A 15,612-nucleotide genomic window follows, 5' to 3' on the forward strand; every position below is an offset into this window, starting at 1 on the left:
ACGTGTTTAGGCTGAATTTATCCTGCCCGAGCGGGCACTTTTTAATTAGTTAGGCAGCCAATTGTATCCATTGCTTGATTCTGGCTAAGCTGCGAGCTTATCGAAAGGCTAAAAATCGCTTGTACGATGCCAACAATTCAGTTGACGATATCACTAGATTATGAAACAAGAAGAGCCAATCACAGTACGTGATTGGCTCTTATCAACTAGTTGGCTATGGTCTGTTAGGCGGTTTTAACCAGATCGACCAGTGTTTCAATCCACAGCGGGCTATCGTTCAGGCTCTCTACCAACTGCCAGTGTTCACCACCGGCAGCTTCAAATAATTCCTTGTATTCGACGCCTACTTCAATCGTCGTCTCAAGACAGTCGGCAACAAAGGAAGGCGAAAAAGCCAGCACGCTCTTAACGCCTTTCGCTCCTAGCTCCCGAATGATATCGTCGGTATACGGCTTGATCCAGGGGGTGCGGCCCAGTCTCGACTGAAAGCATGTCGTGTATTTGCCTTCTGGAATGCCCAGTTCACGAACGAGCCGACGGGTCGTTTCAAAACATTGTGCCCGGTAGCAGTGCTGATTCATGGCATGGAGCGACTCGCAGCAGGTACCGAACTGGCAGACGTTGTGCGCTACGTCACCTTTGGTAATCTGGCGTTCCGGCAACCCGTGATAACTGAAAACGACATGATCATACTCGTACGTGCTCAGATATTTACGGCCTAACTGGACAAATCCCTCGATAAACTTCGGATGCTCCAGGAAGCGATTTATGAACCGAATGGCCGGAATAACCTGCCAGTCTTTCACGATATCCATCACTTTTTCATAGACCGAACCCGTTGAGGCCGAGGCATATTGAGGAAAGAAAGGGATGACAACAATGTCAGTCAGGCCCAATTGCTGAAATTCGTCCAGGCCCGCCTTGATGCTCGGGCTCTGGTAACGCATTGCCAGCTTTACGACATACTCACTGCCCAATGCGTTTTGTAACTCGCGTTCAACAACGTGGCCGTAGTATTTCAGCGGTGAGCCGGTTTCTGCCCATAGCTGCTTATAAACTTTGGCCGATTTGGGCGCGCGAAACGGAGCGATGATACCATTGATCAGAAACGAACGCTGAATGTAGGGAATATCGATTACGCGGCTATCCATCAGGAATTCACGTAAATATTTCCGTACATCGGGTACAGACGGACTATCGGGTGTGCCAAGGTTAACAATCAAAACACCCGTTTTGCCAGGTGACTTTGTGCCGGTAACAGGTGGTAATAAAACAGGTGATTCCATCGTAGGGAAAACCGTGATTGTAATAAGTTAGTTTACTTTCGAACCGTAACGCTGCTGTTGTCAGTTGACGGTACGTTGCGAAAGCGGTTACAAAGTTAACCGTTGATCAAGACTGCGCGATACGGGTTCGGCTCAGAATTATTTTGCCTGCGGATACCGGCTGAAATCGGTACGGGTGAAGTCACTGAAAACCTCACCTGGCAACCCCGTAAACACCATAATGTCCGTTATGTCGCGTTCGCCCCGCTCGCCCGATAATAAAATACCGCCATGTTGCTGATAGTCAGACCAGGGAAGCGTGAATCGGGGCTGCTCATCGGTGAATTTGGGGTAATGTGCCCATTGAGATACCAGATGCGATTGCTTGTCGATCCAAACTTTATATTTGTTATCGGGTGTGTTACCCACGTTCTTGAACGTCAGTTGAAGAACATCGGCAGGCTTCCCCTCTTTCGTCTCTTCATCACCCAGGTACTTTAGGGTTACGCCCGAATCCTTCAGTTTAAAGGGCATAAAAAGCCAGTACGAATCATTGATCCAGGCACTTTTGGCCTGTTTTACGTATTTAGCCACCGAATCAGGCTCGGTGAGTTCGTTGCCTTTGCGGAATACCCGGCCCTTATCGTTGTTAATATTCAGGATGACGGTCTGGTCGTCGCGCAGATTATCGACCCGGACATCGCCCGACCATTTATCCCAGACAAGTTTCCGGACGCCGAAAAAATTCCAGGCCACGAGGTGCGTTTTATCCCACGCGTTTCGGCCGCCCATCGCCTGCATCACCTGATCGGCGAGCTGGACGGCTTTAGGGTCCGAGCCAGCCAGATCGAAGCCCTGCGCTGGTGGATTTGCCGATTTTTTCGACTGGGCGAACGTTGACAGTGTACTTACGAAAGCGAAAAATAAAATGAAGTAATAACGGTTCATTACGTTGAGTGATGGTTGCTTTAACAAAAATAAAAGGTGAAGGCTGTTGTTTCACTTGATACGATTTATTTTTGTATAAATTTTAATTATACACGGTGAGAAACTGTAGAACGGGCCTAATCGGCCCGCTTTATACCAATTAGTTCGCCGATTTCCTGCCAATGACGCTTTCCCAACTCGATTATATTGTGGCTGTCGATACGCACCGGCACTTTGCAACAGCCGCCGATAGCTGTCATGTCACTCAGCCGACGCTAAGTATGCAAATCCATAAACTGGAAGATGAGCTTGGTATTCTGGTGTTTGACCGATCGAAACAGCCGGTCGTACCAACTGAGGCCGGACAGGCCGTTCTGGCGCAGGCACGGGAGGTGTTGCGGGCGGCTCGCCGAATACCCGAAATCGTGAGCGAGTCGAAGAATGATTTTCAGGGCGATCTGAAAATTGGGATCATCCCGACACTGGCTCCTTATCTGTTGCCGTATTTTATCGGGGAGTTTATCGAGACCTATCCGGCGGTGTCGGTACAGATTCAGGAGCTGGTAACGGAGCAGATTATCGAACGGCTTCGCAATGGCCTTATCGATGTCGGTCTGGTTGTGACGCCTTTGGCCGAAAACGGGATCACCGAAATTCCGTTATTCAAGGAGCCGTTCGTGGTCTATGCCGCTGACTCGCACCTGTTGGCCAACAAGGATTTCATCGATCCGCAGGACCTTCATACCGATGGCCTCTGGCTGCTGACGGAGGGCCATTGTTTTCGCAATCAGGTCATGAACCTTTGCGGAGCCGACCGAAAAGCCAATGGCACGGCCTTACGCTATGAAACGGGATCGCTCGAAACACTCATCAAACTGATCGATAAACAGGATGGGTTCACGCTGTTGCCTTACCTGGCCACGCTCGATATGGACGAAACGCGCCGGACCCGCATTCGCTCGTTCAGTGATCCTCAACCGGTACGCGAAGTGAGTCTGGTCATGCACCGTAGTTTCCTGAAACGGAAGCTGATCAATGCGCTGAAACAAGAGATCCTGGATCATTTGCCGGACGAACTGGTTGGCGAAACGAAACCGGGGAAGGTGGTTGGGGTGACGAAATAGACCGTGCTCGATGGTCTTTGAGATGCTACTTCCGGCTTCGTTTACGGAGACGTTTTGTCCGTTCCAGTTGCTGATACGTATGTCTGAAGTCGTCTCCGTTTTCCATGGCGTTGGTTAGCGCTGGCACACCCGGCTGACCCACGATGGACAGCCACCGCGCCACCTCGTCGGCCGAGGTCTGGTAAGCCTGCATGACATGGCTGTAACTGCCCCCGAAAAAATCGCGGGTTGTTTCCAGATCGGACAGCGTAAGCATGGGCTGACGCGGAAAAGAGAGTACGGGTTCGCTGTCGAACAGGCTGTCGGCCCGGCTGGCCTTCGTTGGTCGCTCCCAAACGGCGGGACTGCTGAACCGATAATCGACCATCAGAGCCAGCCCTTCGTTGAACCATTGGGGAATCTGGCGTTTGACGGTCCACCAGCCCAGCCGACTAAACAGCTCATCGTGGCAAAGTTCGTGCGCGATGACATCGGTGTTGTTACCCTCTGGCCCCAGTACCAGATAAGAGGCACCCCAGGGCGTTCCCAGACTACAGCCAGCCCCCTCACCACCAAGGCAATAGTGTTCATAATCGGCCTGTAAGGGGCAGTAGATCAGGATAGCATGTCCACGTCGGTCGCCCCAGAACCGGCGAATGCGATCAGTGGCCGTGCGTACATGATGGCGAAGTTGGCCGCGCTGCTTTGGGGTTGCGGTCTGGCTGATATACACCTCGTTCATACCGGTCAGCACCTGGAAATCGGCTGATTGATCCACGCGCAGGCACCGGACCAGTTGCGGATAAAGGAGCAGAAAACCAACCGGCAGGGCAATCAGTAACGGCAGCGCATAACGAATCAACTTTCCACTCATGAAAAACAACAAATCGGACAAATCACTGGCTGACTCACGAAGTACGACTCAAGCCGTGATTTTTCCTAGAATTGGCCTGACTATTGGAAAACCTAGACCAGCGTTTGTGGTACTTCCTGCGGGCTGTGAACGACCTCATAATCGGCTGGATCGATCTGGCGGGTGGCTTTTCGGTAGGAGACCGTCAACGAAGGCCAGAGCGTCGCATTTCTTCCCTGCGCATCCAGATACCAGCTTTTACAACCCGATGCCCAGACCGTACCCGCCATTTTCTGTTGAATGTTGGCATTGAAGCGTTGCTGCGCTTCCGGCTTAACGTCCAGAAAAGCACCCTCATCGGCTCGGTCAAGCTGGCTTAAATAGTCGAGCAGGTAATTGACCTGCGACTCGATCATGTGGATAATCGAATTGTGCCCCAGCCCGGTATTGGGGCCAACGAGGAATCCCAGATTTGGATAACCCGACGCTGTGATACCATAATGGGCTTCTGCGCCCTGTGTCAGCCACTGATCGAAAAGATTCTGACCGTAGCGTCCAATGATGTTCATGCGAGCGATCATACCGGAAACCATAAAGCCAGTACCGAAGATGATCGCATCGACGGGGTAGTGCGTTCCGTTTTTATCGACAATGGAGTCAGGTCTGATTTCCGAAATAGTATCGGTTACCAACTCAACGTTCGGGCGGGTAAGAGCGGGGTAATAGTCGTTCGAGATCAGGACGCGTTTACAGCCGAACGTGTAGTTTGGTGTTGCCTTGCGCCGAAGTTCAGGATCATCGATCGATTTTCTGAGGTGTTGCAGCGCGATCTTCGTGCCAAGTTTATTACCGGTTTTGTTGCCCAGAAAAGACAGGCCCTGAACCTCATTGATCCAGTAGATCAGCGATCGATACGCTTTTTGCACCACCGGCAACCGCTGGAAAATTTGCTGTTCAGCCGATGACACAAGCCGGTCTCGTCGCGGGGTTATGTAAGGGGCCGTTCGCTGAAAAACAGTTAGTTGCTTGACAGCAGGCGCTATTTTCGGAATGAACTGAATGGCACTGGCTCCCGTGCCGATGACCGCTACGCGCTTGTTGGTCAGCTCGTAGGCCGTGTCCCAAGCCGATGAGTGAAAGGTTTTACCCGCAAACGTTTCCAGCCCCTTTAGCTTAGGAATGATCGGTCGGTTCAACGGACCAACGGCAACGATAAGAACACGGGCCGTTGTCGCGTTACCAGCCTGATCGGTAAGTGTCCAGCAACCGGTTCCGGGCAAAAATTCAGCGCGAGTTATTTCCGTGTTGTACCGAATCCGGGGGCCTAGATCATAGCGCTCAACGATGGTTTTAAGATAGCTCAGTAGTTCGGGTTGGGTCGAATAGGTGCGCGACCAGTTCGGATTTGGCGCGAAGGACAATGAGTAGAGATGCGACGGAATATCACAGGCGGCACCCGGATAGACATTCTCTCGCCAGGTGCCACCCACCTGATCGGCCCGTTCGAACAGGATGAACGGAGTACCGCGTTCCTTCAGGCGAATGGCCGCTGTGAGACCGGCAAAGCCTGCGCCGATTATGGCGACATCAACCGCTGCTTTCATGGGTTTTGTCGGGTTAAAACGACTGACTCACTGTTTTTTGATTAACTCGGCGACCAGACGTCCCGTTTGCATGGCCGCATTCAGAGACGGGTAAGTGGTTTGATCGCCACATTGATAGAGGTTTTCGCCTAGTTTGAGCAATTCGTGGATCGCGTCTGTCCCCGCCCGATCGGGCGGGTAAGCGGGCAATGCCTGCGGAATATGGTAGGTGCGCAAATGCCTCCAGGTTTTCACGGCCTCACCAAACCACTCACCTAACTCCGTTCGTATCCGTTCCGTCAGGTCCGTGGCATTTGTCGTGACGAGTCCCTGCGTGCTGACCGAAATAAGCGTCTGTCCGGCAGGCGCATAGGCCGGTGCGACATCACTCAGAATGGCTACGTTATGAACCATCGCCGTTCGATTGGTATTCAACAGCAGCAGCCGCTGTTTCGACACATCGGGTAGTTCCGATGAGGTGGCAAAATACGTGCAGGTTGTATGATTGAACGACTGATCGGCGGGCGCAGGGCGACCAAGTAAAGCGGCTGCCTGGGCGGCATCGACTGCCAGAACGATCGCGCCCGCGTTGATGGTGTCACCCGTCGTCAGATGAACCGTGTTGCCTTCGATGCGTGAAACGGGTGTACTGAGCCGGATCTGATCGGGTGATAAACGACTGGCCAGCTGGTCGGCAATGGCACCGATGCCTTTGGCTGGTACTGCCGCTTCGCCCGTAAAGAACATCCGGAAACAGAACTCGAAAAAATTACTCGATGTTGTAAGGCCGTCTTCCAGAAAGACACCCCCGAAAAAGGGCCGGAAAAACCGCTCGATGATTTGATCCGAGAAGCCGTACTCGCGCAAAAAGGCCAGCGTCGTGGTTGGTGTCTGCTGGAATAGCTCGCTAACTGAAAGACTCTGCGTCCGGCGAATCAACTCGACAATACGCAGTTTATCGCCGATGGTTCCCACCGATGACGCCAATACGCGAAAGGCCGATAGCGGTTCCTGAAACGGGTTGACGAGCGTAAGCCATTCCGCCTGATGCCGGATGAGCGCCCCCGATCGGAAGGATTTTAGATCAAGGTCAGCGTAGTTGAGTAGCTGTTGGGCTTCGGGATAGGCGGTCAACAAGATCTGAAACCCTCGATCGAGCAGAAACCCATCTACAACATCGGTGCGGACGCGCCCGCCTACGCCATCCGTTGCTTCGATCACCAGGGCCTTGATGCCTGCCTGTTTGAGATAACAGGCACAGGTAAGACCCGCCAGGCCAGCGCCAACAATAACTACGGGATCGGATGAAGAATAAGCTGCCGACTGACTGGACGAATTCGCAGGCATGGTAGTGCGTTAGGATGTACAGAATAAACGCCAAAAGTAGCTTTTCCGGCGACCCATACCACGTTTAGGGAGCCAAACGTCTGGTATTTTTTTTAGAACTATTGACTAATTTAAAGATAATGAAAAAATAATATACTGATAATCAGTTAGTAATAAAAACTAGTTGATGCTTTTTTTTAGAAACTATTAATTTTGTCGAAACAGATTGTGTTGTAGGGGTATGGATCTGTTAGTCGTTGATAATTTCGATTCGTTTACGTACACGCTGGTCGACTATCTGCATCAGGCAGGGGCCACCTGTCATGTTGTGCGGAACAACGAGCCGATGGACCGGCTAACAAAGACGACTGTTGCGGGTGTGGTGCTCTCACCGGGGCCGGGGACACCCCAACAAGCCGGTCGATTGATGGAGGTGATTGCGCATTACCATCAGCAGCTGCCCATGTTAGGGGTCTGTTTAGGGCATCAGGCAATCGGTGAGTTTTTTGGCGCTACCTTAGGCCCGGCGGCTCGACCGATGCACGGTAAAGTGTCCGAGATTCGGGTACAGACCGATGATCGGCTGTTCCGGAATTTACCCCGGCAATTTGCTGTTACCCGTTATCATTCGCTGGTGCTCCGTGATTTGCCGGATACGCTCATTGCTACGGCGGTTACCGGCCAGCACGAACTGATGGCGATGCGGCACCGGACGTTGCCGATATGGGGGGTGCAGTTTCATCCGGAAGCGGCTTTAACCGCATTCGGTGTGCCCATTTTATCGAATTGGATTAATTTTTTGAGGTTTAGTACAGTACAGCAGGAAAAATCGGCTATGTTCGGGCTCCTGCATTAATAAGGGCTATCGTATGAATTATCAGATTCGGGAGGAAGCGGGTTTCCGCTACGTAGACGAAGGTCAGGGTGATGTATTGTTGTTGTTGCATGGGCTCTTTGGGGCGCTAAGTAACTGGGATGGTGTCATCAACGGTTTTTCCGACCGATACCGGGTGGTTATTCCGCTTATGCCGATCTATGAAATGCCGATGCGCGAAGCTAGTCTGGAAGGGCTCGTGGCATTTATCGAAAAATTTCTGGCTCACAAGCAACTGACAGACCTGACCTTGCTGGGCAACTCGCTCGGCGGGCACTTGGCCTTGTTATATAGTTTCAAGCACCCCGATCAGGTGCAGCGGCTGGTTCTGACGGGAAGCTCGGGTCTGTTCGAAAACGGAATGGGCGGCTCGTTTCCCAAGCGCGGCAGCTACGACTACATTTCTGAGCGGGTGGCCTACACGTTCTACGATCCGAAAGTGGCATCGAAAGAACTTGTCGATGAGGTATTCGAGATTACGAGCAGCATTCCCAAGTGCATGAGTATTGTTGGGATTGCCAAATCGGCTCAGCGCAACAATGTTGCGAAAGACCTCTACAAGATCAACGTGCCAACGCTGTTGGTATGGGGCCTGAACGATACGATCACCCCTGCTGAAGTCGGGTATGAATTCAATCGGTTGATCGCCGATTCTGAGTTGCATTTTATCGACAAATGCTGCCATGCGCCCATGATGGAGCATCCCGACCGGTTCAATGTGCTGCTGAACGACTGGCTCGAACGCCATCCGATGGCTAATGAACAGTTGTCTGTAAGCACCATGCATTCCTGATCAGGGTGCAGGTTCAATACCTCTTTGGGAGTGGCCAATAAAATCAAGTTGGTTCTTTGCGACTTAAAACTGTTTTTTAACTAACTTTTAGAAACTATGGCAGAAATTCCGTAGTTTTCTGCCATACAGTTTCTTTTAATTTCAATTCGTATGCTGGCTGCCGAACTCATAGACCCGATGCTTCCAGCCCTGAAACCGACCGATTCTGTCGGGCAGGCGCTGGATTGGATGCAGGAGCACCGCATCGGCCAACTCGCGCTCATTGACCAGGGCGATTACCGGGGTGTGGTTAGCGAAGAACTTTTGATGGACGTTCCTGACAGCGATCAACCGCTAAGCAATGTGATGCGTCTGTTTGAAAAAATATACGTTCATGAAGATCAGCATCTGTTCGAGATTATGGGGCTGATCATCCAGAATCGTATGGATGTTGTTGCCGTTCTGAACGAAGGGCGCGAATTCACCGGTACAATTTCAGCCAACGAACTGTTGAAACAGTTTGCGCAGGAGCTTGGTGTTCAGGAAGCCGGAGCCATCCTTATTTTAAGCCTTAACGAACGTGATTACTCGATGGCCGAAATTAGCCGGCTTGTCGAATCGAACAACGTAAAGATCATAAGCAGTTATTTTTCGAGTGCCGCTTACGGTATGCCGGATCGCTCCCGGTTGACCTTGAAACTCAATCGGCGCGATATTACGCCGGTCATTTCAACCCTCGAGCGTTTCGGCTATCAGATTGAATCGGCATTTGCCAATGCCCCCGTCGAAAGCATTGATCAGGAGCGACTGGATTCGCTGCTTCGCTATCTTAATACATAGTTTGCCGATTTGTGCTGGTTGATATTGGCCTGAACGAAGAGGAAGGCAACCGGCAACAGCGAATCGACGAACGACAACTACCTTATGAAAATCGCCATTCACGGGCGCAACTTTCCCGAAAAAGCCCGGCCGTATATCCAGTCCATGTTTGATGAACTGGCTAAACGTCAAGTTGAAGTTGTTCTCTCCCAGATTTACCGCGAATTTTTGGACGGCGCTGGCGTTGCTCACAATAGCGAAGCCGTCTACCAAACCGATCAAGGCATTGCCGAGGCTGACTTTATTTTTAGTTTAGGGGGCGATGGTACACTGCTGGATGCCGTCACGCACGTTGGTGCCACCGAAATTCCAATCGTGGGTATCAACATTGGCCGACTGGGTTTTCTGGCTACCGTGTCCCCATCGTCTATTCGATTGATGATCGATGCGTTGTTCACTGAACAGTACAGCATTGATGAACGGGCGTTGGTTGGCGTGCGATCTAACCCGGACATTTTCGGTTCGTTACCCTTTGGCCTGAACGACTTCACCATTACGCGTACGCAGACCTCATCCATGATTACGGTTCATACGTATCTGGATGGCGAGTTTTTAAATTCATACTGGGCTGATGGCCTGATTGTGTCAACACCATCAGGATCGACGGGCTATTCGCTCAGTTGCGGTGGCCCGGTTCTATTGCCTCAGACCAATAACTTTATCATCACGCCCATCAGCCCGCATAACCTCAATGTGCGTCCCATGATCGTTATGGACAGCTGCCAGCTGGCGTTTGAGGTTGAAAGCCGCAGTGGAAATTTCCTGGCCGCTCTCGATTCCCGTTCATTTACCGTTGATGCATCCGCCCGAATCAGCGTTCAGAAGGAAGCCTTCAAAGCCCGGCTTGTCAAGCTTAGCGACGATAACTTTCTGAACACGCTCCGCAGTAAGCTGAACTGGGGCTGGGATATCAGAAATTAACGGAACCAGCAGTAACCTGGTCAACAGCGCTATAAGGGCTTATCATAGGCTTCATTCCCTTTTCTGGCACCCTCTTTGCTTGCCCATAGTATATTTTTCGGTTCAATTTGCCAATAAAAGGGGTCAACCAGCCGTTTCGAAAATGGCTGATCTTCGGGTCGAGTCGGTTGATTCACGAAACTTAACCACATGAAGCAATACCATTATCTGACAGTAGGTGTTCTCGTAAGTATTTTTTCCATACTTACTTCGTCAGACAGCGAGGCTCAACGACGGCCTAACACCAATTTTTTACCGTATTCGTCGGTTAGTTTTGGTGTTGGTACGTCCCATTACTACGGCGATCTGGCAGGTTACCGGCAATTCATAAAGGCCACGTACATCATGCCGCGCTGGAACCTGGGAATCGGCTACACGCGTCAATTTACCCCGCATTTTGCTGCACGGGCTTCCTTCACGTGGGCTCGTATTGCGGGTGATGATTACACGTTCAACAAAGGGAACCTGGATAAAAACCTAATCCAGTATACGCGAAATCTGCACTTTCGGAATGACCTGAAAGAGTTCGCCGTTTCGGGTATTTACAACTTTGTGGCAGACGGTCGCAACTCAGGCGTTCGTGCCAAGTTGACGCCCTATATTTTTGGCGGAATAGCCTTATTGGCGCATAGCCCGGAAGCCCGGACGCCAGCCGGTACGGATGCCGGAGAGTATGAAGCGCAAAAATGGGTAAAATTACAACCCTTGCACACCGAAGGGCAGGGACAGCCCGGCTATGAAAAACCCTATTCGCTCGTTACGGCGGCCATTCCGGTTGGTTTCGGTCTGCGCTATCGCCTGAACGAAAACTTTAATCTTGGTTTCGAAATTGGCTATCGCTACACCTTTACGGACTATTTGGACGACGTAGGTGGACCTTACGCTGATCCATCGGTCTTACAAGGTCTGGCCACTAAAATGGGTGATCGTCGGCAACAGCAATTTGCTGCCCGCTACAAAAACGCCCCTGATCGCTATACTATACTCACGGAAATGTATAACGCAGGAGGACAAAGTCAGGCTGATGTGTTGAACGCCTTACAAACGCCCGAACGTGGGGCGAACGGCCTGTTACGGGATGGTTACATACTGACGAGTTTTCAGATCCACTACATCATTCCGGGTAAGATCAAATGCCCGCCTATTAAATAGCCTGTGAGCAAACGACAAATCCACAACGCCTGGCTACTTGTAGCCGGGCTTTTTATCAGTCTTAGCGTTCACGCGCAGAAGATCGAGGTAGGGGGCGGGTTAGGGGGAATGCTGTACAAAGGCGACGTATCGACCCGGCTCAATCCGCGCTCCTATCGTCCGGCGGGCAATCTGTTTTTTCGCTACAACGCGACGCGTTCGTTTTCAATGCGGGCAGGAGTGGCAGTAGGTAGTTTTCAGGCGGAAGATCACTTCAGCAGCGATCCATTACAACAGGCCCGTAACTATTCGTTCAGAAGTACGACCAGTGAAGCAACGATCGATCTGGAATATAATTTTCTGAATTATAAGCTGCTACCCAAAGTGAAAAACTGGACACCCTACGTCTTCGCGGGATTAGGACTCTACAATTACACAAACGCAGTCGTGAAAGCCCGTGCGCTCCTGAATTTTCCCCTCGGCATCGGCGTCAAATACGAAATCAAACGCCCCTGGAGTGTTGGGCTGGAATTCGGCACCCGATTCACCAATAACGATTACCTGGATGGCCTGGGCGAACGGACCTATGGCGTAACGACGAACAAACTGGCGCAGGGCAACCCGGCTTTAAACGATAGCTACACGTATACGGCCATCACACTTAGCTATACGTTCTACAAGATAGTTTGCCCCTAACTGGACGATCGTTCGGCTTGGTTTGTAGTCGATACGCCGTATCAAATACAAACCAAGCCGAAAACTACCACCGCTTAAGTCCCAGTAATTTTTCTCCGAGTTCGGATAATTGGGCGGTTTGGTATCGGGTCTTTTCCCAATGGCGTGGGTCGCCGGGGAAAGCGTAGCCTTCCGGAGCCTGCCTCTCCCTCCAGGACGTAACGCGCCACTGGCGAAGGGCTTCGTTCTCTTCCTGAGCGGGCATCATGGAAATGTACTGAGCAATCCGAACCTTATCCGTTGAGCGATTGGGACGAATACCATGCGGTTGCGTGCTGTTGAAGATTAGCAGATCACCCGCTTCCAGTTTAACCTTTACCAGCTCAAAGCCGGTTGTGTCGGGCTTAAAATGATCGCGGTCCGAGGGTTGCGTCAATTTCCAGGTATCATAAGTGCGATACAACTCCGGAATGCACTGGAAACCACCCATGTTCTCATCGGTCTGATCAGCCAGCGCTAATACGCCCTGCACGTTCTGGGGATTCGTTTCCGGATCGTAATCCCAGTGGATAAATCCCTTGAACTCATGGCCCGGCCTGACCGGAAAATTTAGGTTGGCCCGGTCGATAGTCACCCAGAGTTTTTCCGTTCCCCAGATATCGACGAACGCATCGTAAACGCGCTGATACTGCCGGTTATCCCATTCGTACTGGTGATTATACAACTCAACCATGCCACTGTTGGTCAGCTCTTTCATTTTCATTTCGGCACGGGCGGGCGCATACCACGTTTCCGGATTGGCGGGGTCTTTTTCTTCAAACTCCCAGAGAAGGTTGGCGAGTCGCTCCGCATTTTCTTTGGGCACCGCCTGCTTGATGATGACGTAGCCATTCTCAATCCAGAATTGCCAGTCTTCTTCCGACAACACGCGCAAAGGTGCTCCGTTGGCGCGATCATTAAGACTGAGTTTACTGCTGGTGGCGGTTGATGGATTGCCTGGAATGTCCTTATGCGCATTATCCGGAATCATTGTCTGGGCCATTGTGTGTTGGGTTTCCATAGTTCTGTAGATACCGTTTTGAAGCCGTTGATACGACAAAGTTATTGATTGCGCCTACCTGTTTTCTACTCCCTAAATGGCCTATTTTTGTACTATATTGCTCTCAATTTGATTTTATTGACGCCAGGAGTACAGTTTTGATCAAACCGGACAAAGCTATGAAGGTCAAGAAGGAAGAAATACAGCCCGACACGAACAGTTCGTTTCGCATCCTGTTGACGCCCCAGTTGCAGACTGTTTTTCTGTGGCATTATCACCCGGAATACGAATTGGTGTACATCACCGGTGCCAGCGGAAACCGGCATGTGGGCGACCATATTTCCTGTTACGAAGGAAGTGATCTGGTATTTATCGGCCCCAATATTCCGCATCTGAATTTCGATTACGGCGTAAAAACTGATCATCGTAAAGTGGTTGTGCAGATGAAAGCCGACTTTATGGGTGAACAGTTTCTGCAAATTCCGGAGTTTGCGGCCATTGCCCGTCTTTTCAAACTGGCGTGTAACGGTGTCTCCTTCTTCGGCGAAACGAAACGGATTGTGGGTGAGCAGTTGGAACGTTTGGCTGAACTACCTTCTTTTGAGCGGCTTATGACGCTTATTGCTGTCTTTCAACGCTTGGCTATTAGCGATGAGATGACACTGCTGAACGAAAAACCGGTTGAAAATCAGTATACGCTAAAAGAGCAGCAGCGGCTCAGCTATATTCATCGCTACATTGACGAGAATTTCCAGCGTAAAATCGAGTTGACCGAGATGGCGGCCCTGGTTAATCTGACAGAAGCGGCCTTTTGTCGTTATTTCAAAAAGATGACCCGGCTGACGTTTACTCAATTTTTGAATCAATACCGGATCAATCAGGCACAAAAATTACTGCTGGTAGGCCACAATGTAACGGAAACCTGTTTTGCCAGCGGATTTGAGAGTGTATCTTACTTCAATAAAACGTTCAAAAAAGTGACTGGCGAGAACCCTATGCAGTTTAAAAAAAGGCATCGAAGCCTGTAACTGGCACCCGTTCGTCAACGTGTTACGGCTATTCACGAAAGTAGGCACTACGCATAAGCCCGACTTTACGTATTTTTGGGCGTACAATCGAAAATTGAGTTAGTGAAGATTGATATAATATCGTTCATGCGGATAGCGGGTGTGATAGCGGCTGTGCTTGTGGGAGGAATAAACGTAGCGTCATCGCAGGTACTGACCGGCAACCCGAGCGAACCTACGCTCTACAATTACTGCCAGCAGTATCAGACCCTCTATACGAAAATCCGGGAACAGAGCGTCACCCCTGACTCGGCCCGACTCGAATTCAGCCGTATTATGAAAGGCTTGCAGGAGCGATTCCGCAGCTCAGAAACGATTCCCTCCGATAGTCTCCAACGAGACAGTCTGCGTCGAACCGGCACCTATTTTTCGTTTCCGATACGGGGGTACTCGACCAGTGCTATTGGCGGATCGCGCGGGGAAGGCTACCGGGGCAACGGTTTTGATCTTTTCGATTATACGGTGCGTGGCAGCCATCCCGCACAAGATATTTTTATCGTTGATCGCAATCAGGATACAAACGATGATCGCACGAAAAAGCCCGTCGATATTCTGGCCATGACGAGCGGACTGGTGTTGGCCATCGAAACGGACTGGCACCCCGGCTCCGACTATCGGGGTGGTAACTGGATCTGGGTGTATGACCCAATTCTGAACGGTCTGTTCTATTACGCGCACAACAACCAGGTCGATGTATCGCCGGGACAATGGGTCCACGCCGGGCAGAAACTGGCTGAAATGGGCCGTTCCGGATTTAATGCCTACAAGTCCCGTTCGCCAACGCACCTGCACCTGATGTACCTTCAGATTCAGCCGAACGGCTTGCCCCAACCGTTGAACACCTATCAATGGCTATTGACCGCAAAACTCGCTAAATGATGCGTGTACACGCTATCGCCTGAAACGTTCAGCCCAATAGCCCATACACTGCATCATGGTTACCGGATCGGTTACGACTCGCGCACCAAATTGACGCCCGTGACGAGGAAGATCATGCCGACGATAAAGGGCGCGGCTGCTTCACCTTTTGAGACAGAAAGGCCCAGAACGGGCTTATTATCAGACAGAAAGGCGATCAACGCAAAAAGAATAACGGCAACGCCCAGGATGGTAAGCGATGCGCCAAAAAAACGGCGGAAATTAGTTTTGTTCTCCATT

16 protein-coding genes are annotated in these 15,612 nt (G+C 51.0%); 9 read left to right on the top strand and 7 right to left on the bottom strand.

Features of this window, described 5'->3' with window-relative positions:
* Window positions 1-224: 224 nt before the first annotated feature.
* Entirely contained in the window at window positions 225-1,286 is a 1,062-nt protein-coding gene (gene hemH, locus GK091_RS10120; protein WP_164036940.1) for a ferrochelatase, read from the bottom strand.
* 138 nt (window positions 1,287-1,424) lie between these two features.
* The gene (locus GK091_RS10125) at window positions 1,425-2,213 is read right to left on the bottom strand and encodes a LolA-like protein (RefSeq protein ID WP_164036941.1); all 789 of its coding nucleotides are present in this window, start codon (window positions 2,211-2,213) and stop codon (window positions 1,425-1,427) included.
* A 161-nt stretch (window positions 2,214-2,374) separates the two neighbouring features.
* Here GK091_RS10125 and GK091_RS10130 point away from each other — a divergent pair, with 161 nt between their 5' ends.
* Window positions 2,375-3,316, top strand: coding sequence for a hydrogen peroxide-inducible genes activator (locus GK091_RS10130; RefSeq protein WP_164036944.1), 942 nt, complete (start codon window positions 2,375-2,377; stop codon window positions 3,314-3,316).
* A 25-nt stretch (window positions 3,317-3,341) separates the two neighbouring features.
* Here the strand turns inward: GK091_RS10130 and GK091_RS10135 are convergent, their stop codons facing one another.
* The 3 genes from GK091_RS10135 to GK091_RS10145 form a co-directional block, all read right to left on the bottom strand.
* Complete coding sequence (locus GK091_RS10135) at window positions 3,342-4,169, bottom strand: hypothetical protein (protein WP_164036946.1); 828 nt, start codon at window positions 4,167-4,169, stop codon at window positions 3,342-3,344.
* Between the two features lie 92 nt (window positions 4,170-4,261).
* On the bottom strand, window positions 4,262-5,752 hold the full coding sequence (locus GK091_RS10140; RefSeq protein ID WP_164036948.1) for a flavin-containing monooxygenase: 1,491 nt from the start codon (window positions 5,750-5,752) through the stop codon (window positions 4,262-4,264).
* 27 nt (window positions 5,753-5,779) lie between these two features.
* Complete coding sequence (locus tag GK091_RS10145) at window positions 5,780-7,078, bottom strand: NAD(P)/FAD-dependent oxidoreductase (RefSeq protein WP_164036949.1); 1,299 nt, start codon at window positions 7,076-7,078, stop codon at window positions 5,780-5,782.
* A 220-nt stretch (window positions 7,079-7,298) separates the two neighbouring features.
* Between GK091_RS10145 and GK091_RS10150 the strand changes: the two genes are divergently transcribed.
* The 6 genes from GK091_RS10150 to porG all read left to right on the top strand — a co-directional run bounded on the left by GK091_RS10150 (window position 7,299) and on the right by porG (window position 12,369).
* Window positions 7,299-7,913, top strand: coding sequence for an anthranilate synthase component II (locus GK091_RS10150; RefSeq protein ID WP_164036951.1), 615 nt, complete (start codon window positions 7,299-7,301; stop codon window positions 7,911-7,913).
* Window positions 7,914-7,926: 13 nt separating this feature from the next.
* Window positions 7,927-8,724, top strand: a complete 798-nt coding sequence (locus tag GK091_RS10155; protein WP_164036954.1) for an alpha/beta fold hydrolase — start codon at window positions 7,927-7,929, stop codon at window positions 8,722-8,724.
* Between the two features lie 150 nt (window positions 8,725-8,874).
* Window positions 8,875-9,543 carry a CBS domain-containing protein gene (locus GK091_RS10160; RefSeq protein ID WP_164036956.1) on the top strand — a complete coding sequence of 223 codons (669 nt, stop codon included), beginning with the start codon at window positions 8,875-8,877 and terminating at the stop codon, window positions 9,541-9,543.
* An 84-nt stretch (window positions 9,544-9,627) separates the two neighbouring features.
* On the top strand, window positions 9,628-10,503 hold the full coding sequence (locus GK091_RS10165; RefSeq protein ID WP_164036958.1) for an NAD kinase: 876 nt from the start codon (window positions 9,628-9,630) through the stop codon (window positions 10,501-10,503).
* A 189-nt stretch (window positions 10,504-10,692) separates the two neighbouring features.
* A complete protein-coding gene (locus GK091_RS10170; protein WP_164036960.1) occupies window positions 10,693-11,694 on the top strand; it encodes a DUF6089 family protein in 1,002 nt (333 codons plus the stop codon).
* 3 nt (window positions 11,695-11,697) lie between these two features.
* A complete protein-coding gene (gene porG / locus GK091_RS10175; protein WP_164036962.1) occupies window positions 11,698-12,369 on the top strand; it encodes a type IX secretion system protein PorG in 672 nt (223 codons plus the stop codon).
* 64 nt (window positions 12,370-12,433) lie between these two features.
* Here the strand turns inward: porG and GK091_RS10180 are convergent, their stop codons facing one another.
* A complete protein-coding gene (locus GK091_RS10180) occupies window positions 12,434-13,408 on the bottom strand; it encodes a phytanoyl-CoA dioxygenase family protein (protein WP_164036964.1) in 975 nt (324 codons plus the stop codon).
* Window positions 13,409-13,566: 158 nt separating this feature from the next.
* Here GK091_RS10180 and GK091_RS10185 point away from each other — a divergent pair, with 158 nt between their 5' ends.
* Complete coding sequence (locus GK091_RS10185) at window positions 13,567-14,415, top strand: AraC family transcriptional regulator (protein WP_164036966.1); 849 nt, start codon at window positions 13,567-13,569, stop codon at window positions 14,413-14,415.
* Window positions 14,416-14,517: 102 nt separating this feature from the next.
* A complete protein-coding gene (locus tag GK091_RS10190; RefSeq protein ID WP_164036969.1) occupies window positions 14,518-15,333 on the top strand; it encodes a M23 family metallopeptidase in 816 nt (271 codons plus the stop codon).
* A gap of 71 nt (window positions 15,334-15,404) precedes the next feature.
* On the opposite strand, the gene GK091_RS10195 is transcribed toward GK091_RS10190, so the two are convergent.
* Window positions 15,405-15,611, bottom strand: coding sequence for a hypothetical protein (locus GK091_RS10195; RefSeq protein ID WP_164036971.1), 207 nt, complete (start codon window positions 15,609-15,611; stop codon window positions 15,405-15,407).
* Window position 15,612 lies beyond the last annotated feature (1 nt).

This window comes from Spirosoma agri, from assembly GCF_010747415.1.
GTDB classification, from domain to species: Bacteria; Bacteroidota; Bacteroidia; order Cytophagales; family Spirosomataceae; genus Spirosoma; species Spirosoma agri.

Bases quoted from the DNA above. Each gene is read 5' to 3' on its own strand.
- hemH (WP_164036940.1), bottom strand. From the start codon at position 1,286: ATGGAATCACCTGTTTTATTACCACCTGTTACCGGCACAAAGTCACCT.
- GK091_RS10125 (WP_164036941.1), bottom strand. From the start codon at position 2,213: ATGAACCGTTATTACTTCATTTTATTTTTCGCTTTCGTAAGTACACTG.
- GK091_RS10130 (WP_164036944.1), top strand. From the start codon at position 2,375: ATGACGCTTTCCCAACTCGATTATATTGTGGCTGTCGATACGCACCGG.
- GK091_RS10135 (WP_164036946.1), bottom strand. From the start codon at position 4,169: ATGAGTGGAAAGTTGATTCGTTATGCGCTGCCGTTACTGATTGCCCTG.
- GK091_RS10140 (WP_164036948.1), bottom strand. From the start codon at position 5,752: ATGAAAGCAGCGGTTGATGTCGCCATAATCGGCGCAGGCTTTGCCGGT.
- GK091_RS10145 (WP_164036949.1), bottom strand. From the start codon at position 7,078: ATGCCTGCGAATTCGTCCAGTCAGTCGGCAGCTTATTCTTCATCCGAT.
- GK091_RS10150 (WP_164036951.1), top strand. From the start codon at position 7,299: ATGGATCTGTTAGTCGTTGATAATTTCGATTCGTTTACGTACACGCTG.
- GK091_RS10155 (WP_164036954.1), top strand. From the start codon at position 7,927: ATGAATTATCAGATTCGGGAGGAAGCGGGTTTCCGCTACGTAGACGAA.
- GK091_RS10160 (WP_164036956.1), top strand. From the start codon at position 8,875: ATGCTGGCTGCCGAACTCATAGACCCGATGCTTCCAGCCCTGAAACCG.
- GK091_RS10165 (WP_164036958.1), top strand. From the start codon at position 9,628: ATGAAAATCGCCATTCACGGGCGCAACTTTCCCGAAAAAGCCCGGCCG.
- GK091_RS10170 (WP_164036960.1), top strand. From the start codon at position 10,693: ATGAAGCAATACCATTATCTGACAGTAGGTGTTCTCGTAAGTATTTTT.
- GK091_RS10180 (WP_164036964.1), bottom strand. From the start codon at position 13,408: ATGGAAACCCAACACACAATGGCCCAGACAATGATTCCGGATAATGCG.
- GK091_RS10185 (WP_164036966.1), top strand. From the start codon at position 13,567: ATGAAGGTCAAGAAGGAAGAAATACAGCCCGACACGAACAGTTCGTTT.
- GK091_RS10195 (WP_164036971.1), bottom strand. From the start codon at position 15,611: ATGGAGAACAAAACTAATTTCCGCCGTTTTTTTGGCGCATCGCTTACC.